Raw genomic sequence first — 18,602 nt, forward strand, 5'->3', positions numbered from 1 at the left:
ACGGCCGGGGCCGAGGCAGGAGGAGGTTCGGGCAGCCTGCGCCCTGTCAGGCAACGCGACTAGGGTTCCCGAGGTGAGCACCGCCCTGTACCGCCGATACCGGCCGGAGACCTTCGCCGACGTCATCGGCCAGGAGCATGTCACTGAGCCGTTGATGCAGGCCCTGCGCACGAACCGGGTCCACCACGCTTATCTCTTCTCGGGTCCCCGTGGGTGTGGCAAGACGACGAGCGCCCGCATCCTGGCGCGGTGCCTCAACTGTGAGCAGGGACCGACCCCCACCCCATGCGGCGTCTGCGACTCCTGCGTCGCTCTGGCGCGTGGGGGATCGGGCTCTGTGGACGTCATCGAGATCGACGCGGCCAGCCATGGTGGGGTGGACGACGCCCGTGACCTTCGCGAGCGCGCGTCCTACGGGCCGGCCCAGAGCCGGTACAAGATCTACATCATCGACGAGGCGCACATGGTCACCCCGCAGGGCTTCAACGCCTTGCTCAAGATCGTGGAGGAGCCACCGGAGCACGTGAAGTTCGTGTTCGCGACGACCGAGCCCGAGAAGGTCATCGGGACCATCCGGAGCCGTACCCACCACTACCCCTTCCGGCTGGTGCCACCCGGCCAGCTGTCCGAGTACCTCCAGCGGCTGTGCGAGCAGGAGGGCGTGGCCGTGGCGCCTGGCGTCCTCTCCTTCGTCACGCGCGCCGGAGGGGGGTCGGTGCGCGACTCGCTGTCGGTGCTCGACCAGCTGATCGCCGGCTCGGGGGAGGAGGGCCTCACGTACGAGAGCGCTGCGGCACTGCTGGGCTTCACTGATGGTGAGCTGCTCGACGCCACGATCGACGCCTTCGCCGCAGCCGACGCCGCGGGGGTGTTCCACCAGGTCGACCGTGTGATCGAGACAGGTCTGGACCCGCGGCGTTTCGTCGAGGACCTGCTGGAGCGGTTGCGCGACCTCATCGTCGTGGCCGCGGTCCCGGACGGCGCCTCCTCGGTACTTCGCGGGGTGCCCCAGGACCAGCTCGAGCGGATGCGCCAGCAGGCCGTCGCGTTCGGCAGCGGTGCCCTGTCCCGCGCGGCGGACATCGTCAACGCAGGGCTAACCGAGATGACGGGAGCGACCGCGCCCAGGCTCCAGCTCGAGCTCATCTGCGCGCGCGTGCTGCTCCCCGGCGCCTCGGGTGAGAGCGGGTATGCCGCCCGCCTGGACCGTCTGGAGCGCCGCCTGGACGTGGAAGGCGCTCCCTCGCTGCCCTCCCGCCACCACGCGGCGGTTCGCGCCGTCACGCCCGGTCCGTCTGCGCCCGGTCCGTCTGCGCCCGGTCCGTCTGCGCCCGGTCCGTCTGCGCCCAGCGCGCCTGCGCCCAGCGCGCCTGTGCCCAGCGTGCCCGCGGCGACCGCGCCCAGGCCGAGCGCCCCCACGTCGAGCCCGTCGGTGTCGCCCTCGGCCGGGTCCGGAACCGCCAGGTCCGGAACCGCGCCGATGGTCCCCGAGCCACCTGTCGAAGGGGGCGACCCAGAACGCGACGGGACCCGGACCGTAACCGCGGCGCCTGACGGCGGTGAGCCGCAGAACCTCGGAGCAGCCGGAGGCGCCGCGTCACCGGCGCGACCTCCTGGCGGCATCGACACGGCCGCGCTGCGGCGTGCCTGGCCCGACGTCCTCGGGTGGATCTTCAAGCACAAGCGCACTACGTGGACGTTGCTGTCGGAGCACGCCACGGTGCACGACTACGACGGCACGAAGGTGGTGCTCGGGATCTCCACCGTGGGCATCGCCAACACCTTCCGTCATGGCCCACACGCGGATCTGGTCCGCCAGGCGTTGATCGACGTCCTGGGCGTCGACGCCCGTGTCGAGGGCGTCCCCGTGCCCGACGCGCCGTCCGACGCGACTGGGCCACCCCGCCCCGGCGGCGGTTCCGGAGCCGCCTGGAGCGTCGAGCCGTCAGAGGCTCCCCGTGCCGACGGGTCGTCCCCGGGTGCGGGAGCCGACTCCGGCGTCCGCGCCGCTACTCCGGCTCACCTCGTCGCCTCACCGGCCGGGTCGGCGTCCGCGCCGGCACCCGAGGCAGGAGATGGCGGTTGGGCGAGCGCCTCGACAGGTCCGGGTAGCGGTCCGTCCTGGGCGTCCGACTCCGGGACCTCTCCCTCAGCCGCCTCGCCGCGGGAAGAAGCCGTCGTGGCGGTGTCTCCCCTGGCGCGGGCGAAGGCAGAGGTCGCAGCGGAACCCACCGCGGCCGCCCGGAGGCCCTTCGCGGACGACAGCGCCGCGAGCGCCGACGACGAGGACATCGAGGCGATGGGCGACGTCGGCCGGCCGGTGATCGAACGGCTACTCGGCGGCCGCGTCATCGACGAAGGCCCGTGACCGTGCGCGAGCGCCGCGACCCGTCCCGGCGCCGTGTCCTCGCCGTGGACCTCGCTCTCGCAGTCGGGACGGTGGTGGTATGGCTGCTGGCGAGGCCGCGTCGGACGATGTTGGCCGAAGATGCCGAGGCGACCTCGAGCGCTGCGGCCGACCATGAACGCCTCGATCTCCCCCCGGAGCTGGAGGTCTGACTCACCGGGCCTTGTGGCCGTCGCGGGCCGCGGTCTCGCGGTGACGGTCAGAGGGCATAGGCTCGTCGACGTGTACGAGGGAGTGGTCCAGGACCTGATCGACGAGCTGGGGCGCCTGCCCGGCGTCGGGCCCAAGAGTGCTCAGCGGATCGCGTTCCACCTGCTCCAGACCGACACCGTCGACGTCAAGCGCTTGGTTGACGCGCTGCTGGAGGTCAAGGCCAAGGTCCGGTTCTGCGACACGTGTGGCAACGTCGCGGAGGGTGAGCAGTGCAGGATCTGCGCGGACCCGCGCCGTGACGGGACGTCCATCTGCGTCGTCGAGGAGCCCAAGGACGTCGTCGCGATCGAGCGGACGCGCGAGTTCCGCGGCCGGTACCACGTGCTCGGTGGCGCCATCAGCCCCATCGACGGCGTAGGTCCCGACGACCTGCGGATGAAGGAGCTGATGACCCGCCTGGCCTCCGGCGAGGTCACCGAGATCATCATCGCGACCGACCCGAACCTGGAGGGCGAGGCCACGGCGAGCTACCTCGCCCGCTTCCTGCGACCGATGGGCATCAAGGTCACCCGGCTGGCCTCCGGCCTGCCGGTGGGCGGGGATCTGGAGTATGCGGACGAGGTCACGCTGGGGCGGGCCTTCGAAGGCAGGAGGCTGCTCGATGTCTGACGACCTGCGGGTGCTCGCCGAGGAGTCGGCCAACGACGCACGTCACTACCTCACCACGGTCATCGAGGTCGCCTCGGGCACAGCCCCGGACGCAGCCATACCGATCACGCTGCTGGCGCTGTCCCAGGCGCTGGTCATGGGCGCCCGGCTCGGAGCGATCCAGGACGTCGTCCCGGCCGAGCGGTTCGAGCCCGACCTCACGGACCCCGAGCTGGACCCGCTGCGGACAGGCTTCGCGAACCTGTTCGAGGGCCTCGACGAGTACGCCGACCTCGTGGACCCGGTCACCTCGACCGAGCTCACCACCGGGTCGCTGTCCAACGACGTCAGCGTGGTCGCCGGAGCGCTCTCGCACGGCCTGGGACACTACGACGCGGGGCGGATCTCCGAGGCGCTGTGGTGGTGGCAGTTCAGCTACCTGTCCGACTGGGGAGAGCGGGCCGCGTCCGCCTTGCGGGTCCTGCAGTCGCTCCTCGGGCACATCCGGCTCGACGCCGACGAGGAGACGATCTCCGAGGCCGAGTTCGACGCGTTGCATCCCTGACGCGCGCGTCGACTACCGCGCGTCGACTACCGCGCGCGTCGACTACTGCGTGACCGCATCGCGCGGCAGGGCGGTGTAGACGCGCGCGATGTAGGCGGCGAACTCCTCCATGTACGTCCGCAGGAAGTCCTCGGTGCTCTGGTCCTTGATAGTGCCGTCGTCGCCATAGGCCTCCGGCTTGAACTGGATATACGCCTCCACGGCGTTGAACATCGGCGAGTTGCAGAACGCCAGGACCGCGCGGAGGTCCTGCTGGGCCAGGGCGGTCCCGATCGAGCCCGGCGACGTGCCGATGACGCCCGAAGGCTTGCGGGAGAACGAGTTCTGACCCCACGGCCGGCTCGCCCAGTCGATGGCGTTCTTCAGCGGTCCCGGGATGGAGCGGTTGTACTCCGGAGTCACGAAGAGCACCGCGTCGACCGCGGCGAGTGCCTCCTTGAGCGTTCGAGCGGCAGGCGGGAAGTCGTGGTCGAGGTCGTAGTTGTAGAGCGGCAGGTCACCGATCCCGATCTCGGTGAACTGCAGCTGAGGCGGCGCCACGCCGATCAGCGCGGTGGCGAGGGTGCGGTTGATCGAGCCTTTGGCGAGACTGCCGACGAAGTAGCCGACGCGGTAGGTGTCCATGGGGGCCTTCCTGGGATCTGGAGGTTTCCTTCGGATCCGGACGTTCTGGGGATCCGGACGTCCACCACGGGCCGTGCCCCCGGGCCGCGCGGTGCAAACCTTCGCCGGCACTGACTACGGGTGCACTACGCGATCCGGGTCCCGTTCGGCAGGCGGCGGATCGGGGTGCGGAGCCGTTCACCGGCCACGGCCGCCGACCCGGCTCCGACCAGGAGCAGGAAGCCGAGGCCATATGGCCAGACCGGCGCGGTCCCCAGTGCCTTCTCCATCGGGTCCACGCCCGGCGAGCCGTCGGCAGAGGTGCCGGTGCTGAGCTGGCATTCGTCGACGACCTCTTCCGGACCGTTGCGAGCCATCCGCGCACCCGCGCTGATCCACCGCATCGGGGTGAAGGCGGAGCTGTACGCGTCCTGGGGCCGTGGCTCCGAAGGCGCGGCGTCGGCCACCACGACGAAGGGGTTGAGCGGGAGCATCCACCAGATGCGCTCGGTGTGGGCCACGGTCCCGTTGCGGGTGAACCGCACGCAGTCCGCACGCGTGGGCTGCAGCTGGCTTTTGCTGAGCTGCTCACGCTGCTCGGCGGTCAGGTTGGGGTCGTTGGGGTCGAGGGGCGGCGGCTGGTGCTCCTGCCACCACGAGTCCGGGAGCCCGTAGACCGTCCTCGCCTCCGTGTCGGTCACGAGGAACGCCGACAGGGCGAAGCCGATGGCGGTCCCGAACACGAGGGCGCCCATGGTCAGGTACGTGAGGACGGCGGACGCCACCGGACGAGCCGTCAGCGTCGAGAACATCAGCCCGAGCGTGCCCACGACGGCCAGCACGAGGACGAGCACCACCAGGGACAGGGCGATCCGGGCGGCGGACACGCCGCCTTCGAACCAGGCCCAGGCCAGGAACGGCAGTGCCGCGACGAGGAAGGCCAGAGAGATCGCCCAGGCGGCGACGAGCTTCCCGAGCGCCAGGTCCCAGTGCGTGAGCAGAGTCGTCTGCAGGGTCGCGAGGACCCCGTGCTCCCGGTCGCCGTTGACCGACGTCGCGGTGAGGGACGGCACGATGAGCATCGCGAGGCCCAGCACGAAGAAGATGACGACGTCGTACATGGCCTGTCCCGACCGGAAGCTCTGGTCGTGGGTGGCGTAGTACGCGAGGAACGTGACCAGCGCGACCAGCAGGAACCATGCCCCGAGCACGAGCGGCCACTTGGACGTCCGCAACCGCTGGCGCAGCTCCAGGGCCGCGACGGTCCTGATCCCGTGCCAGCTCATCGCCGGTCCTCGGTGGCGGCCAGGTAGGCCGACTCGAGCGCTCCCTGGCTCGGCGTGAAGGCAGTGACCCGCACGCCGTCCCGCACGAGGTCGGCGAGCAGTCGGGCCGCGTTCTCCTCGCCGGCCACCTGCACCTCCGTCTGCCCGCCACCGACCCGGCGGGCCGGCACGTGATGGTCGGCGAGCCAGGCTGTCAGCCGCTCCGGGTCGAGGGCGTCGACCCTCCAGGCGGCCAGCGCGGTTGTGACGAAGTCGGCGTCCAGCCGCTGCGTCTCCAGAGTGCGCCCCCGGGCGACGATCACGGCCCGGTCGGCGACCTCCTGGAGCTCGGTGAGGATGTGGCTGGAGACCAGCACGGTCCTGCCCTCGGAGGCCAGGGACCGCAGCACGTCGCGGAGCTCGATCCTGCTGCGGGGGTCCAGGCCGGACGCGGGCTCGTCGAGCAGCAGGACGCTGGGGTCGTTGACCAGCGCCCTGGCGAGCCCGAGCCGCTGCTTCTGGCCACGCGACAGCACGCGCGCCCGGCGGTCGCCCAGGTCGTCGAGGTGGACGAGCGTCAGCAGCTCCTCGGTGCGTGCTCTGGCGCGGTCCGCCGGCAGGTTGTACGCCGCGGCGATCGTGTGCAGGACCTCTCTCACGGTAAGGGCGTCCCAGGTGCCGAACCCGTCCGGCATCCAGCCGATCCTCGCCCGGACCTCGCGGGGCTGGGACACCGGGTCGAGGCCGTCGATGCGGATGCTCCCCTGGTGCGGGGCCAGGAGGGTCGCGAGCATCAGGAGCAGGGTGGTCTTGCCGGAGCCGTTGGGCCCGACGAGGGCCGTGACCTCTCCCGGCTGCGCCGACAGGGTGATGTCGTCGACCGCGAGGACGTCGCCGAACGCGCGACGCACCCCCTGGACCTCGACTCCCATCCCGCCCCTCCCGGACTTCTGCTGGACTGGCCTGGACCGCCGTCGACTCTGCTGGACGCCGCCGATCCCTGCTCGGTCCCCTGGCCCGAGGGTAGCGCCCCCTCGTCCTCGCTACGGGCGAACCCGGTCGTCCGGCATACGGCGGGGCGATCCGGCCCTGGGACCCGCCGTTAGACTGGCCGCTCCGCCCAGCGACCACTGTCCCCTGTTGCCCAGGAGCTCCACCGTGCCGATCGTCGTCCAGAAGTACGGCGGCTCGTCGTTGGCCGACGCGGCCAGCATCAAGAGGGTCGCCCGCAGGATCGCCGAGGCGAAGAAGGCCGGGAACGACGTCTGTGTCGCGGTGTCGGCGATGGGCGACAGCACCGACGAGCTGCTCGAGCTGGCCAACGAGGTGAGCCCGCAGCCCCCGCCCCGCGAGATGGACATGCTGCTGACTGCCGGGGAGCGCATCTCCATGGCACTGGTCGCCATGGCCATCGCGGACCTCGGCTACACGGTCCGTTCCTTCACCGGGAGCCAGGCCGGGGTGATCACCGACGCCACCCACGGAAAGGCACGGATCATCGACGTCACCCCCGGGAGGGTCACCGACGCTCTCGAGAAGGGCCACATCGTGATCGTGGCCGGCTTTCAGGGGGTCAGCCAGGACACGAAAGAGATCACCACCCTGGGGCGCGGCGGCACCGACACGACCGCAGTCGCACTCGCCGCGGCGCTCAAGGCGGAGGTGTGCGAGATCTACACGGACGTCGACGGCGTCTTCACCGCCGACCCCCGGATCGTCCCAGCGGCCCGCAAGATCCACCGCATCTCCAACGAGGAGATGCTGGAGCTGGCCGCGTCCGGATCCAAGGTGCTGCACCTGCGCAGCGTCGAGTACGCCCGCCGGTTCGACATCCCCATCCATGTGCGCAGCTCCTTCTCCGCGAAGGAGGGCACCATCGTCACGGACCACCCCGAAGGAGACGCCGTGGAAGCCCCGATCATCGCTGGGGTCGCTCACGACCGCAGCGAGGCCAAGATCACCGTCGTCGGCGTGCCGGACCACCCCGGTAAGGCGGCGGAGATCTTCCAGACGTGCGCCGACGCGGAGATGAACATCGACATGATCGTCCAGAACGTGTCTGCGACGGAGACTGGCCTCACGGACATCTCCTTCACCTGTCCCAAGACCGACGGGCAGACCGGCGTCCACGCTCTCCGCAAGGTCCAGGAGTCCGTCGGTTTCGCCTCGATCCTCTACGACGACCAGATCGGGAAGCTCTCGCTGGTGGGAGCGGGGATGCGCTCGCATCCCGGTGTCTCGGCCACCTTCTTCAAGGCGCTGGCCGATGCAGGGGTCAACATCGAGATGATCTCCACCTCCGAGATCCGCATCTCCGTGGTGACCAGGGCGGACGTGCTGGACGACGCCGTCCGCGCCGTGCACACGGCCTTCGGCCTGGACTCCACCGAGGGAGAGGCCGTGGTCTACGGAGGCACCGGACGGTGACGTCCCTCGCCTCGCGAGCAACCCGTCCGACTCTGGCCCTGGTGGGTGCCACGGGGGCCGTCGGCAAGGTGACCCAGCAGGTGCTGTCCATGCGGGCCGACATCTGGGGCGAGATCCGCGCCGCGGCCGGCCCCGAGGACGCGGGCACGCCGCTGACCGTCTGTGGCCGTGACCTGATCGTCCAGCCGCTGACCGCTGAGTTCTTCGACGGTGTCGACATCGCGCTGGTGGACCTGCCGGCGCCACTGGCCGCGCAGTGGGCCCCCGTGGCCGCCGGGCGCGGGGCCGTGGTGATCGACAACAGCTCGGCCCTGCGCTGCGACCCTGACGTCCCGCTGGTGGTGCCCGAGGTCAACCCTGCCCAGATCCGCAGCCGGCCGAAGGGCATCATCGCCAACCCTGGCGCCACGACGCTCACGATGATCGACGCGCTGGGCGTCCTGCATGCCCGGTGGGAGCTCACGGAGCTTGTCGTGGCCTCGTACCAGGCCGCGTCGGGTGCCGGCCGGGCCGGTATGGCGCGACTGTACGACGAGCTGGAGGTCGTCGCCGGACACCGCGAGCTGGGGCATCAGGCGGGAGACGTACGCCGGCTGATCGAGCACGAGCTGGGCAGTGCCTCCCCGTTCCCCGCACCGCTGGCCCTCAACGTGGTCCCGTGGATCGGCTCAGCCGCCGAGGACGGCTGGACCTCGGAGGAGCTGAAGATCCGCAACGAGACCCGCAAGGTGCTGAACCTGCCGGAACTGCGAGTCTCGGCGACCTGCGTGCGGGTCCCCGTCATCACCACCCACTCCGTCGCCGTCCATGCGACCTTCGCCAGGAAGATCGACGTGGACGAGGCGCGCCAGGCGCTGGTCGAGGCCCCGGCGGTCGTGGTGCTCGACGACCCGCAGGCCCTGGAGTTCCCGACGCCGTCGGACATCGTGGGCTCCGACCCCCGGTTCGCGGGACGGCTGCGGCAGGCTCTCGACTTCCCCAACGCCCTGGACTTCTTCATCTGCGGCGACAACCTTCGCAAGGGAGCGGCGCTCAACATGGTGCAGGTCGCCGAGCTGGTCGCTCGCGACCTGGTAGCGGTCGTTTGACCCGCGAAGCCGCTCCCTGACCAGGGCGGCCCCTGACGCACCGGGGGACGGGGAAGGGGGAGAGGTACCCCCACACCCACAGACGGGCCCGTCATGGTGGGGCCGCTGCCCACTCCTCCATCACGGCTCGATGACGAAATGCCGCGTCAGCGTGTCGCTGGACCCGTGACAGTTGTTACTGCTGTGACGATTGTGACTCGACTTCGGCACCACCAGGGGGCACCGTGAAAGAAGACGACCACACACCCGCGAAGGTCTGGCGCAAGCACCGGCTGCGCCAGGCCATGCTGTTCGTTACCGTCCCAGGCGTCCTGCTGGGCACCGCCAGCATCACCGCGGCGTACTCGAGCGGCTGGATGAGCCCCCCGCCCCCGAAACCGGCCTGCAGGCCGATGGTCGTGCCGGCACCCGCGCGCGGCTCCTTCACCGTCAACGTGCTCAACGCCACGGGCGTGGACGGAAAGGCGGCGCAGGTCGCGGCCGGACTGGCGAAGCGCAAGTTCCGGATCGGCGGCATCAGCAACGCCCCGGACTCCTGGTACGTCACGCAGAGCGCTGTCGTCCACTACGGAGCGCAGGGTCTCGACCAGGCACTGCTGACCGCTGAGCAGATCCCGGGCGCGAAGCTCTTCGAGGACGTGCGAAACGGCACCGCCGTCGACGTCGTGGTCGGACTCGGCTACAAGGACATGGTGCCGATCCCGCCCCGGCTCAAGCCGATCCCCTCCGAGGTGTCGGTGAACGTCTACAACACGACGTACAAGACGGGTCTGGCCAAGACCGTCGCGGACGCCGTCAAGGCGCGCGGCTTCAAGGTCAAGGACGTCTCCAACGACCCCCAGCAGACGATGCAGCTCGGCACGGCGGTGATCCGGTATGGCGAGGAGGGCGACCTCGCCGCCGCGTTGCTCAAGCAGCACGTGCCCGGCGCGGAGCTCGTCCGGGACGACCGCACCGGGCCGCGCATCGACCTCGTCATCGGCAGCGCCTTCACGGACCTGGTTCCGGTCGCTGCCGTGCCTGCCTTGCCGGAGCGCCCTAAGTCGGTGGTCCCCACTGTGGCGAGGCCGTGCCACTAGGCCGTTGGGGCTGCGCTGCGGCCGAAGGCGTGGGTCTCATTCGCGCGCTCTCCGGTTTGGCGTGCTGAGCTCGGACGGGCACAGTGGTGCGCGATGTCTGTCCGCCATGCCTACGCCCTGCCGGTGCTCTCTCTCGTCGTCGTCGCTGCTCTGGGAGCCTGCGGGGGCGAGTCGGAGCCGCGGTCTTCGGTCACCGTCTCGGGGAGTCCCACCTCGGCCGGCGCCGCCAGCACGACCAGCACGTCGACCACCGGCACGAGACCGCCGAGCACGATCCCGAGTCGGCCTACAGGCAGGAGCAGGGCAGGCACCAGCACGGCGTCGCCCGCGAGAAGGTCGCTCCCCAGCACCGAGAGCAGCACCACACGGGCCCGGACGCCGAGCCCGCCGAGAAGCGCCGCCTCCCCACGCAGACCGTCCCCGACGGCGTCGACGCCGCGAAGCGCGCCTTCCGCACGGTTGCCCACGGTGCCGCGGGCCGGTGCCGAGCCATCGGTCCGGTTCCCCGCGAACGACCCGGCCATCGGCGCGGGGGCCAACGCCACCGTGTCCGGGGTGCCGGACTCGGTGTGGAGCCGCATGGTGGGGTACTCCTGGACGGCCGGCTGCCCGGTGGGCCGGTCGCAGCTCCGGTACGTCCGCGTGAACTTCTGGGGGTTCGACGGCCGGCGTTCGCGTGGCGCGCTGGTCGTCAACGCCTCGATCGCCCCGCAGACCGCAGCCGCGTTCACCCGGCTCTACGGCCTGCAGTTCCGCATCCGCCAGATGAAGCCGATGGACTCGCGGTGGGGGAGGAACCCCAAGGGCCCGGGAGCCGATGACTACGCGGCGATGAGAGCCGACAACACCTCCGCCTTCAACTGCCGGTACGTCGGTGGCCAGGAGTCCTCGAAGGCGTACAGCAAGCACGCGTACGGCACGGCCATCGACGTCAACGACTTCGAGAACCCCTATGTCGCCGCGGGCGGCACGGTCTACCCGGACAGCTACTTCCTACGGCGTCGCGGGCCAGCGCCGGGCGTGTTCTCCTCGAGTGGCAGCGCGGCCGTCCGGGCGTTCACCACCCAGGGGCTGCGGTGGGGCGGCCTCTGGTCCGAGCCCGACTACCAGCATTTCGACCGATGAGACCCGGGCTCTGGCGGTCCCTTGTCGGCAGCCTCGCGCTCTGCGCGGTGCTGGTCGGTTGCGCGCCAGCGGGTCAGGCCACCTCCACCAGCGCAGCCACGGCCGCCAGGACTACAGCGCGGGTCGTCCCCACGCTGATCCCGACCACGACCGGCACCGCCACCCATGCCGCAACGCCCACGGCGACCCGTACCGCGGTACGCAGCGGCACAGGAACCGGCCCCGTGACGAGGACCGCCGCGCCGACGCGGAGCGCCCGGTCGAACGCGAGGGCGCGACCGGCTCCCCACATGCCACGCCCCTCCGTCACCGCTGCGCGGACCTCGACCCGGCCGCGTGCAACCGCTGTGCGCCCTGCCTCCCGGTGTGTCGTCCCGCCCGGGCTTGCCGCTCGCCAGGTCGTCGTCGTCAAGGGCTCAGGTTCGTCCGCGACAGTCCGGGCCTGCCGGAGGACAGCCGCCGGGTATGTCACCGACCTGGGGCCCTACTTCGGTCACGTGGGCCGCAACGGCGTCAGCTGGTCGAAACGCGAGGGCGACCTCAGGACCCCCGCCGGCACCTATCCGCTGCGGGGCGGCTTCGGAGCCCAGGGCAACCCTGGCCTGGCCCAGGGGTGGTTCCGCGTGGACAGCCGTGACGTCTGGGTCGACGACCCCCGCTCCGCCCTCTACAACACGCATCAGCGCACGCCCGCCGGCGGGCGGTGGACCTCCGGCGAGCCGTTGCTCAACACGCCGGCATACAGCTATGCACAGGTGATCGGGTACAACGAGGCGCGCACGGCCGGCAAGGGCTCGGCCATCTTCTTCCATGTGGACACGGGGAGAGGCACGGCCGGCTGTGTGTCGCTGCCGAGCCGGTCACTGCTCGCCGTACTTCGCTGGGAGCGGGCCGGCGCCGTGATCTCGATCGGCTGAGACGCCGCTGGCAGGCTCGGATCGAAGACGGCAGAGTGGCCCCATGACCCCCATCAGGTGCCCACACGCGCGCATCGCGCGCGCCGCGCTATCGGCCGCCTTGTGCCACGTGGCGGTTCCGCGATGACCGTGCGAACCGTAGCCATGCTGTCAGCGGGCGGCCTGGCGCCGTGCCTGTCCTCTGCCGTAGGTGGCCTGATCGAGCGGTACACAGAGGTTGCCCCCGAGGTGCGGATGATCGCCTACCGCAACGGGTATGCCGGGCTGCTCACCGGTGACGCGGTGGAGGTCACGCCCGAGGTGCGCGCCGTGGCTCACCGCCTGCACGCCTTCGGCGGCAGTCCGATCGGCAACAGCAGGGTCAAGCTGACCAACGTGGCGGACTGCGTGGCTCGCGGACTGGTGACGCAGGGACAGGACCCCCTGCAGGTGGCGGCCGAGCAGCTGGCCCGCGACGGTGTGGACGTGCTGCACACGATCGGCGGCGACGACACCAACGGCACCGCGGCCGACCTCGCCGCGTACCTGCACGGCAACGGATACGAGCTGACGGTCGTGGGTCTGCCCAAGACGATCGACAACGACGTGGTGCCGATCCGGCAGTCCCTCGGCGCCTGGACCGCCGCCGAGCAGGGGGCCGTGTACGCCCGGAACATCATTGCCGAACACACGTCCAACCCACGGATGCTCGTGGTGCACGAGGTCATGGGCCGCAACTGCGGGTGGCTCACCGCGGCGACGGCTCTGGCGCACCACCAGTGGGTCAAGGGCGCGGAGTTCAGCGGCTGGCTGGAGAACTCGGCCGAGCGCTGGGACGTCCACGGGGTCTTCGTGCCGGAGCGGCCGTTCGACATCGACGAGGAGGCCAAGCGGCTCCGGGCGACCATGGACGAGTGTGACGGTGTGAACCTCTTCCTCTCCGAGGGGGCGGGAGTCAGCGAGATCGTCGCGTCCATGGAGGAGTCGGGCGGGAAGGTGCCCCGGGACCCGTTCGGGCATGTACAGCTCGACAAGGTGAACCCGGGTGCCTGGTTCGCCAAGCAGTTCGCCGAGCAGCTAGGCGCCGACAAGGTGCTCGTCCAGAAGAGCGGCTACTTCTCCAGGTCGGCCGCGGCCAACGAGGCCGACCTGGCGCTGATCCGCCGCTGCACCGACCATGCCGTGGACGCTGCGTTGCGCGGTGAGTCCGGGGTCGTGGGGCAGGACGAGGAGCGCCAGGACGAGCTGCGAGCCGTGGAGTTCTCCCGGATCAAGGGCGGCAAACGGTTCGACACCTCCGTCGACTGGTTCACCGGGCTGCTTGCCGACATCGGCCAGGCGTAGCAGGGTCGGCACATGGAAGAACGGGCGAGCACGCAGGCATACCGGGAAGCGCGGGACACCCTGGTGTCGCTCACGGGGGACTACGAGCGTGCCGTGCGCGAGTTCCGTTGGCCGGACGTGGGAGAGCGGTTCAGCTGGGCCGTCGACTGGTTCGACGCAGTGGCGCGGGGCAACGACCGGACGGCGCTGTGGATCGTCGAGGAGGACGGGTCCGAGCGCAGGCTGACCTTCGAGGAGATGGCCACCCGCTCCGACCAGGTCGCCGTCTGGTTGTCCGGTCTGGGGGTGTCCCGAGGTGACCGGGTCCTGCTGATGCTGGGCAACCAGGTGGAGCTGTGGGAGACGATGCTCGCCGTCTTCAAGCTCGGTGCTGTGATCATGCCGACCACGGCGGCCCTCGGGCCCGCGGACCTCCGCGACCGGGTGCAGCGGGGCGGCGCCGCCGTGGTCGTCGCGAACGCCGCCGACGCTGCCAAGTTCGAGGAGGTTCCCGGGGACTACCTGCGGATCAGTGTGGGTGCCGTCGAGGGTTGGCATGCCTACGCCGACGCAGACGCCGTGCAACCCCGCCGGCACAGCACGGTAACCGCGCCGGACGACCCCCTGCTGCTCTACTTCACGTCCGGCACGACGAGCAGACCCAAGCTCGTCGAGCACACGCAGGTGTCCTACCCGATCGGCCACCTGTCCACGATGTACTGGCTGGGAGCGCGGCCCGGGGACGTCCACCTGGCGATCAGCTCGCCCGGCTGGGCCAAGCACGCGTGGTCCTGCTTCTTCGCTCCCTGGATCGCCGAGGCGACGGTCTTCGTCTACAACTACTCGCGGTTCGACGCGGCCGCCCTGCTGGAGCAGATCCGTCGCGCCGAGGTGACCACGTTCTGCGCTCCGCCCACCGTCTGGCGGATGCTGATCCAGGCTGACCTGTCGGGCGGCAGGGCGTCGTTGCGGGAGCTGCTCGCCGCCGGTGAGCCGCTCAACCCCGAGGTGATCAGCCAGGTCGAGAAGGCGTGGGGGCTGACGATCCGCGACGGCTACGGCCAGACCGAGACCACCCTCCAGATCGGCAACATCGCAGGTGAACCGGTCAAGCCCGGATCCATGGGTCGCCCCATGCCGGGCGTGCCCGTCGCGCTGGTCGACCCGCTCACCGGTGAGCGGTCCGACGAGGGAGAGATCGTCCTCGACCTCTCCGAGAACCCGGTCAACCTGATGACGGGGTACCTCGGTGACCCCGAGCGGCAGCAGGAGGCGATGGCCGCCGGGTACTACCACACGGGCGACGTGGCCCAGCGGGACGCCGACGGCTACATCACCTACATCGGACGCACCGACGACGTGTTCAAGGCCAGCGACTACAAGGTCTCGCCGTTCGAGCTCGAGAGTGTGCTGATCGAGCACCCGGCCGTCGCGGAGGCGGCCGTCGTGCCGGCCCCGGACCCGACTCGGCTCGCGGTGCCGAAGGCGTACATCGCCCTTGCCGCCGGGTGGGAGCCAAGCGCCGAGACGGCGAAGGCGATCCTGGCCCATGCCCGGGCGAACCTCGCGCCGTACCTGAGGGTTCGCCGGCTGGAGTTCTTCGAGCTGCCGAAGACCATCTCCGGCAAGATCCGCCGCGTGGAGCTGCGCGACCGCGAGCAGCACGCCTTCGAGGGGGGGACGTCGCTGTCGGAGGAGTTTCGCGACGACCAGTTCCCGGACCTGAGGACCTGACCCTCGCCACGGGTAGGGCCCGGTGCCATAGTGAGCGGATGGCCGACGACATCGACATCCAGCAGCACATCAAGGGCCTCATCGACGAGGAGCACGGGCTCCGCAGCCGGCTGAGCGCCGGCGAGATCAGCGTCGACGAGGAGAACCACCGCCTGCGCAGCCTGGAGGTCGAGCTGGACCAGTGCTGGGACCTGCTCAGGCAGAGGCGAGCCAAGCGCGAGTTCGGGGACAACCCGGACGGCGCGCGAGTGCGGGACGCGGCGACGGTGGAGAACTACCTGGGCTGAAACCAGCGTGGCGTTCCCCGTCGTCGCCAAGCCGCCCTATCCTCGAAGAAGGCCGGGTTCCTAGACGAGGGGGTGCGCCATGCGCACAGACCACACCCACCTGCACCTGCCACAGCACCCGTCGCGATGGTGGTTGAGCCATACCGTGCTGGCCGTCGTCGGTGCCCTTCTCGTGATCTACGTGGCCGCAGTGCTGCTCGTCCTGGCCGCTGTGTTCCTGTTCTGAGGCGTCACCAGCCCCGCTCCACCCACTCCGTCAGGTGAGGTGACTCGGCGCCGATGACCGTGGCATCGCCGTGTCCGGGTAGTACCACGGTCTCCTCGGGCAGGGTGAACAGCTTGGTGCGGATCGAGTCGATGATGGTGTCGAAGTCGCTGAACTCGCGGCCGGTCGCGCCAGGGCCTCCGGGGAACAGGGTGTCGCCGCTGAACAGCACCTGGAGGGCCGGCGCGTAGAGGCAGCACGACCCGGGCGTGTGCCCGGGCGTGTGGAGGACATGCAGGTCCACATCGCCGACGGTGATGACGTCGCCGTCCGCCAGGTCCTTGTCGGGGGTCACCGGATAGAGCCTGTCCCAGAGCATCCTGTCCGCGGGATGGAGGTACGACGGCGCTCGAGTGGCGTCGCAGACCTGTGCCACGGCATTGATGTGGTCCTGGTGACCGTGCGTGCTGACGACCGCGGTCACCCTGCGCCCCACCGGGATCGACTTCACGATGGCCCGACCGTCGTGGCCGGGGTCGATGACGACACACCGCTCGTCGTCGCCCACCAGCCACACGTTGTTCTCGAGCTCCACGCTGTTGCTCCCATGGCGGATGGAGCCCGAGGTGACGACGCGCTGCACGCGCACACCTCTCGGGGAAGGCGGGATCTCGGGCACGCCGGCGTCAGCGGAGGGGCACATGTGACGCGATGCTAACCGACCCGCGAGCGAGGGGCGGCCGTATGCGGCTCGGATGACCGTGGTTCGGATGACCGTGGTTCGGATCGCCGTGGTTCGGATGACCGTGGTTCGGATGACAGTGGCGGCCACGGAAGCGACGGCTGAGCGAGCAACGCTTCCTCCAACACTCAACTGGAGTCGTTGGCCCCGCGCGATGACCTTGATCGCGCTGGTCAGCGGCTTGTGTATGACCATGCACACGTTCGGGGGGGCAGCCTGCCGACCAGCCCGAGCTCGCGGCGTTCGTCCTGGGTGAAGGCAGTGCCGCAGTTATGCAGCGGGTCGCTGAGGCCGTGAAGCAACGGCCCTTTGTGGTGCGACAGCCACGTGCGTCCCGGGTACTCCACCAGGGACTGGATGACCAGCTGGTCGTCATGTTCTTCATCCCGGGCCGCGGCCCATCGGCCAGCAAGGGTTCAGCTCGAGCTGGCCAGCCCCACCACGAGGTTGATCGTGGCGGCGACGATCACGGTGCCGAAGACATAGGAGAGCAGGGTGTGCCGCAGCACGAGGTGCCGCACTGCGGGGGTCTTCAGGTCGGTGTCGGAGACCTGGTAGGTCATGCCGAGAGTGAACGACAGGTACGCGAAGTCGGACAGCCTGGGCGGTTCGTCATTGTTGAAGTCGATGCAGCCCGGCTCGTTGACGAGGTAGTGCCGGGCGTAGCGCAGGATGTAGATCGAGTGCACGGCGAGCCAGCCCGCAGCCACGGCGAGCACGCTGAGGAGCCCCTCGAAGACTCGGCCGGAGGCGGCGCCCCCGCTGCCGTTGCCGAGCAGCATCAGAGCCACGGCCCCAAGGCTCGCGAGGGCGGCAATGACGACGATGACGTCGGTCTCGGTGCGCCCGCCCTCGGCGTTCTCGAGCACGTCGGCCGTCGCAGACGCGTCGAGCCGGAAGACCATGCGCAGCAGGGGGGTGCAGAAGGCGAGCGCGCCGACGATCCAGCCCACGAGCAAGTGGGCGGTCCACTGCGCACCTGGCGGCAGCGGCACGAGCAGGCCGGCGAGGACAAGCAGGACCCCGGCAACGGCGAGGTGGATCCGAGTGCGTCTCACGAGACCACGCTAGGGCCATGAACGGCCCAGCCCCCGACGTGAGTGGTTGAACGCTGGACCGTCAGCCGGCCTTGTCATGCCCCGTGGCGGAGCGACGCGGCGGTCGCCGAGGTCTTCGCCACCCGGCTCAGCGTGAAGGCCAGGTGGTGCAGGCTGCGTACGACGGGGCCGTCGACGCACGCCGACGACCGGTCGGCGAACAGGACGTCGAGCGGCGCAATGGGAACGCCGCCCAGACGGAAGACCGTTGTTGCACGTATGTTGCACGGATCGAGCATGAAGAAGGCCCCTGACCCGCATAACGCAGGTCAGGGGCCGCCTATCCGTACCGTCGGGGTGACAGGATTTGAACCTGCGGCCTCTTCGTCCCGAACTTCAGGCATCGGGACCGGAGAGCCGTGAGGGTGCTTAGGACTCGCCGTCGGCCTGCGCAGAGCGGCAAACTCCATCGCACCGACTGCTGTACTGCCGTGCTGTACCGCCCGTGCCCGTGATTCTCCGATTTTGAGACAACGCGAACGCGCACGTCAGGGGCACCTTTCGATGTGGCGTGCGACATCTCGTGCAACATCTCTCCAGGCCCGACCCCTAGGTCCGCGGTTGTCACGCAATGGAATTGAACGCGCGTGTCTAGCTTGGGCAGCTCACGTGATCGCGCGTGACGTCTTCGTCGTGTCATGCCGCAGTGCAGACGCCCATCTACTGGCCTCTCGGAACGACCATCTGTGGTCCCCTTGTGGTCCATATCTGGATGTTCCGTGATTGAGGAGGGACCCCCGCGGCTGCTGGGCTACGGGTGGGCACCGAGGTCGGTCCTGCGCCGCCGTCCTCCTGCGACGACCGCTTTGCGTTGTGGCGTGTCGGGCGGCAAACCAGGGCCGCACCACCATGCGGTATGCCGATGCCGGCACTGGCGAGCAGTGAGCGTCCCGCCCAGTGGTGGACTTTGGGAGTGATCGGCGGGGCTCCGGAACTGTAGGGGCCATCGGCGGGATCT

Annotated in this window: 21 protein-coding genes; 13 read left to right on the plus strand and 8 right to left on the minus strand. The window is 70.0% G+C overall.

Going from position 1 to position 18,602, the window contains the following annotated elements:
* The first annotated feature begins 73 nt into the window (after positions 1 to 73).
* From PHA84_RS19785 to PHA84_RS19800, 4 genes are all read left to right on the plus strand, one after another.
* Positions 74 to 2,368, plus strand: coding sequence for a DNA polymerase III subunit gamma and tau (locus PHA84_RS19785; protein WP_270889861.1), 2,295 nt, complete (start codon positions 74 to 76; stop codon positions 2,366 to 2,368).
* Positions 2,365 to 2,559, plus strand: a complete 195-nt coding sequence (locus tag PHA84_RS19790) for a hypothetical protein (protein WP_270889862.1) — start codon at positions 2,365 to 2,367, stop codon at positions 2,557 to 2,559. Before PHA84_RS19785 ends, PHA84_RS19790 begins: the two co-directional genes overlap by 4 nt.
* A 70-nt stretch (positions 2,560 to 2,629) precedes the next feature.
* Positions 2,630 to 3,229: a recombination mediator RecR gene (gene recR, locus PHA84_RS19795; protein ID WP_270889863.1), complete on the plus strand. Its 600-nt coding sequence runs from the start codon at positions 2,630 to 2,632 to the stop codon at positions 3,227 to 3,229.
* Entirely contained in the window at positions 3,222 to 3,773 is a 552-nt protein-coding gene (locus PHA84_RS19800) for a DUF5063 domain-containing protein (RefSeq protein WP_270889864.1), read from the plus strand. The genes recR and PHA84_RS19800 overlap by 8 nt, the downstream gene beginning before the upstream one ends.
* A gap of 42 nt (positions 3,774 to 3,815) precedes the next feature.
* Here PHA84_RS19800 and PHA84_RS19805 read toward each other — a convergent pair whose 3' ends face one another.
* From PHA84_RS19805 to PHA84_RS19815, 3 genes are all read right to left on the minus strand, one after another.
* Positions 3,816 to 4,397 (minus strand): NADPH-dependent FMN reductase, encoded by a 582-nt coding sequence (locus tag PHA84_RS19805; RefSeq protein ID WP_270889865.1) that lies wholly within the window; start codon positions 4,395 to 4,397, stop codon positions 3,816 to 3,818.
* 125 nt (positions 4,398 to 4,522) lie between these two features.
* A complete protein-coding gene (locus PHA84_RS19810; protein WP_270889866.1) occupies positions 4,523 to 5,662 on the minus strand; it encodes an ABC transporter permease in 1,140 nt (379 codons plus the stop codon).
* On the minus strand, positions 5,659 to 6,573 hold the full coding sequence (locus tag PHA84_RS19815; protein ID WP_270889867.1) for an ABC transporter ATP-binding protein: 915 nt from the start codon (positions 6,571 to 6,573) through the stop codon (positions 5,659 to 5,661). The genes PHA84_RS19810 and PHA84_RS19815 overlap by 4 nt, the downstream gene beginning before the upstream one ends.
* Positions 6,574 to 6,799: 226 nt before the next feature.
* Here PHA84_RS19815 and PHA84_RS19820 point away from each other — a divergent pair, with 226 nt between their 5' ends.
* The 3 genes from PHA84_RS19820 to PHA84_RS19830 all read left to right on the plus strand — a co-directional run bounded on the left by PHA84_RS19820 (position 6,800) and on the right by PHA84_RS19830 (position 10,235).
* On the plus strand, positions 6,800 to 8,068 hold the full coding sequence (locus PHA84_RS19820) for an aspartate kinase (RefSeq protein ID WP_270889868.1): 1,269 nt from the start codon (positions 6,800 to 6,802) through the stop codon (positions 8,066 to 8,068).
* Positions 8,065 to 9,156: an aspartate-semialdehyde dehydrogenase gene (locus tag PHA84_RS19825; RefSeq protein WP_270889869.1), complete on the plus strand. Its 1,092-nt coding sequence runs from the start codon at positions 8,065 to 8,067 to the stop codon at positions 9,154 to 9,156. Before PHA84_RS19820 ends, PHA84_RS19825 begins: the two co-directional genes overlap by 4 nt.
* A gap of 224 nt (positions 9,157 to 9,380) precedes the next feature.
* Positions 9,381 to 10,235 carry a LytR C-terminal domain-containing protein gene (locus tag PHA84_RS19830; RefSeq protein WP_270889870.1) on the plus strand — a complete coding sequence of 285 codons (855 nt, stop codon included), beginning with the start codon at positions 9,381 to 9,383 and terminating at the stop codon, positions 10,233 to 10,235.
* 110 nt (positions 10,236 to 10,345) lie between these two features.
* Here PHA84_RS19830 and PHA84_RS19835 read toward each other — a convergent pair whose 3' ends face one another.
* A complete protein-coding gene (locus PHA84_RS19835) occupies positions 10,346 to 10,816 on the minus strand; it encodes a hypothetical protein (protein ID WP_270889871.1) in 471 nt (156 codons plus the stop codon).
* Here PHA84_RS19835 and PHA84_RS19840 point away from each other — a divergent pair.
* A complete protein-coding gene (locus PHA84_RS19840) occupies positions 10,815 to 11,360 on the plus strand; it encodes a M15 family metallopeptidase (protein ID WP_270889872.1) in 546 nt (181 codons plus the stop codon). The two genes, PHA84_RS19835 and PHA84_RS19840, sit on opposite strands and share 2 nt — an antisense overlap.
* 73 nt (positions 11,361 to 11,433) lie before the next feature.
* Here PHA84_RS19840 and PHA84_RS19845 read toward each other — a convergent pair whose 3' ends face one another.
* Positions 11,434 to 11,652, minus strand: coding sequence for a hypothetical protein (locus PHA84_RS19845; RefSeq protein WP_270889873.1), 219 nt, complete (start codon positions 11,650 to 11,652; stop codon positions 11,434 to 11,436).
* On the opposite strand from PHA84_RS19845, the gene PHA84_RS19850 reads away from it, so the two are divergent.
* The 5 genes from PHA84_RS19850 (at position 11,651) to PHA84_RS19870 (ending at position 15,826) form a co-directional block, all read left to right on the plus strand.
* The gene (locus tag PHA84_RS19850; protein ID WP_270889874.1) at positions 11,651 to 12,277 is read left to right on the plus strand and encodes a L,D-transpeptidase family protein; all 627 of its coding nucleotides are present in this window, start codon (positions 11,651 to 11,653) and stop codon (positions 12,275 to 12,277) included. The two genes, PHA84_RS19845 and PHA84_RS19850, sit on opposite strands and share 2 nt — an antisense overlap.
* 123 nt (positions 12,278 to 12,400) lie before the next feature.
* A complete protein-coding gene (locus PHA84_RS19855) occupies positions 12,401 to 13,600 on the plus strand; it encodes a pyrophosphate--fructose-6-phosphate 1-phosphotransferase (RefSeq protein WP_270889875.1) in 1,200 nt (399 codons plus the stop codon).
* A gap of 12 nt (positions 13,601 to 13,612) precedes the next feature.
* On the plus strand, positions 13,613 to 15,313 hold the full coding sequence (locus PHA84_RS19860; protein WP_270889876.1) for an AMP-binding protein: 1,701 nt from the start codon (positions 13,613 to 13,615) through the stop codon (positions 15,311 to 15,313).
* A 38-nt stretch (positions 15,314 to 15,351) separates the two neighbouring features.
* Entirely contained in the window at positions 15,352 to 15,600 is a 249-nt protein-coding gene (locus PHA84_RS19865; RefSeq protein WP_270889877.1) for a DUF2630 family protein, read from the plus strand.
* 79 nt (positions 15,601 to 15,679) lie between these two features.
* On the plus strand, positions 15,680 to 15,826 hold the full coding sequence (locus PHA84_RS19870) for a hypothetical protein (RefSeq protein WP_270889878.1): 147 nt from the start codon (positions 15,680 to 15,682) through the stop codon (positions 15,824 to 15,826).
* A 4-nt stretch (positions 15,827 to 15,830) separates the two neighbouring features.
* Here PHA84_RS19870 and PHA84_RS19875 read toward each other — a convergent pair whose 3' ends face one another.
* The 3 genes from PHA84_RS19875 to PHA84_RS19885 all read right to left on the minus strand — a co-directional run bounded on the left by PHA84_RS19875 (position 15,831) and on the right by PHA84_RS19885 (position 17,883).
* Positions 15,831 to 16,508 carry an MBL fold metallo-hydrolase gene (locus tag PHA84_RS19875; RefSeq protein WP_270889879.1) on the minus strand — a complete coding sequence of 226 codons (678 nt, stop codon included), beginning with the start codon at positions 16,506 to 16,508 and terminating at the stop codon, positions 15,831 to 15,833.
* Positions 16,509 to 16,963: 455 nt separating this feature from the next.
* A complete protein-coding gene (locus PHA84_RS19880) occupies positions 16,964 to 17,605 on the minus strand; it encodes a DUF1345 domain-containing protein (protein WP_270889880.1) in 642 nt (213 codons plus the stop codon).
* A gap of 74 nt (positions 17,606 to 17,679) precedes the next feature.
* Positions 17,680 to 17,883 (minus strand): hypothetical protein, encoded by a 204-nt coding sequence (locus PHA84_RS19885; RefSeq protein ID WP_270889881.1) that lies wholly within the window; start codon positions 17,881 to 17,883, stop codon positions 17,680 to 17,682.
* Between the last annotated feature and the right edge of the window lie 719 nt (positions 17,884 to 18,602).

Origin of the sequence: Pedococcus sp. 5OH_020 (assembly GCF_027812955.1) — a bacterium.
GTDB lineage: Bacteria > Actinomycetota > Actinomycetes > Actinomycetales > Dermatophilaceae > Pedococcus.

Coding starts and splice junctions, on each gene's coding strand:
- PHA84_RS19800 (WP_270889864.1), top strand. CDS start 3,222: ATGTCTGACGACCTGCGGGTGCTCGCCGAGGAGTCGGCCAACGACGCA.
- PHA84_RS19805 (WP_270889865.1), bottom strand. CDS start 4,397: ATGGACACCTACCGCGTCGGCTACTTCGTCGGCAGTCTCGCCAAAGGC.
- PHA84_RS19810 (WP_270889866.1), bottom strand. CDS start 5,662: ATGAGCTGGCACGGGATCAGGACCGTCGCGGCCCTGGAGCTGCGCCAG.
- PHA84_RS19815 (WP_270889867.1), bottom strand. CDS start 6,573: ATGGGAGTCGAGGTCCAGGGGGTGCGTCGCGCGTTCGGCGACGTCCTC.
- PHA84_RS19840 (WP_270889872.1), top strand. CDS start 10,815: ATGGTGGGGTACTCCTGGACGGCCGGCTGCCCGGTGGGCCGGTCGCAG.
- PHA84_RS19835 (WP_270889871.1), bottom strand. CDS start 10,816: ATGCGGCTCCACACCGAGTCCGGCACCCCGGACACGGTGGCGTTGGCC.
- PHA84_RS19850 (WP_270889874.1), top strand. CDS start 11,651: ATGCCACGCCCCTCCGTCACCGCTGCGCGGACCTCGACCCGGCCGCGT.
- PHA84_RS19845 (WP_270889873.1), bottom strand. CDS start 11,652: ATGTGGGGAGCCGGTCGCGCCCTCGCGTTCGACCGGGCGCTCCGCGTC.
- PHA84_RS19855 (WP_270889875.1), top strand. CDS start 12,401: ATGACCGTGCGAACCGTAGCCATGCTGTCAGCGGGCGGCCTGGCGCCG.
- PHA84_RS19860 (WP_270889876.1), top strand. CDS start 13,613: ATGGAAGAACGGGCGAGCACGCAGGCATACCGGGAAGCGCGGGACACC.
- PHA84_RS19865 (WP_270889877.1), top strand. CDS start 15,352: ATGGCCGACGACATCGACATCCAGCAGCACATCAAGGGCCTCATCGAC.
- PHA84_RS19870 (WP_270889878.1), top strand. CDS start 15,680: ATGCGCACAGACCACACCCACCTGCACCTGCCACAGCACCCGTCGCGA.
- PHA84_RS19875 (WP_270889879.1), bottom strand. CDS start 16,508: ATGTGCCCCTCCGCTGACGCCGGCGTGCCCGAGATCCCGCCTTCCCCG.
- PHA84_RS19885 (WP_270889881.1), bottom strand. CDS start 17,883: ATGCTCGATCCGTGCAACATACGTGCAACAACGGTCTTCCGTCTGGGC.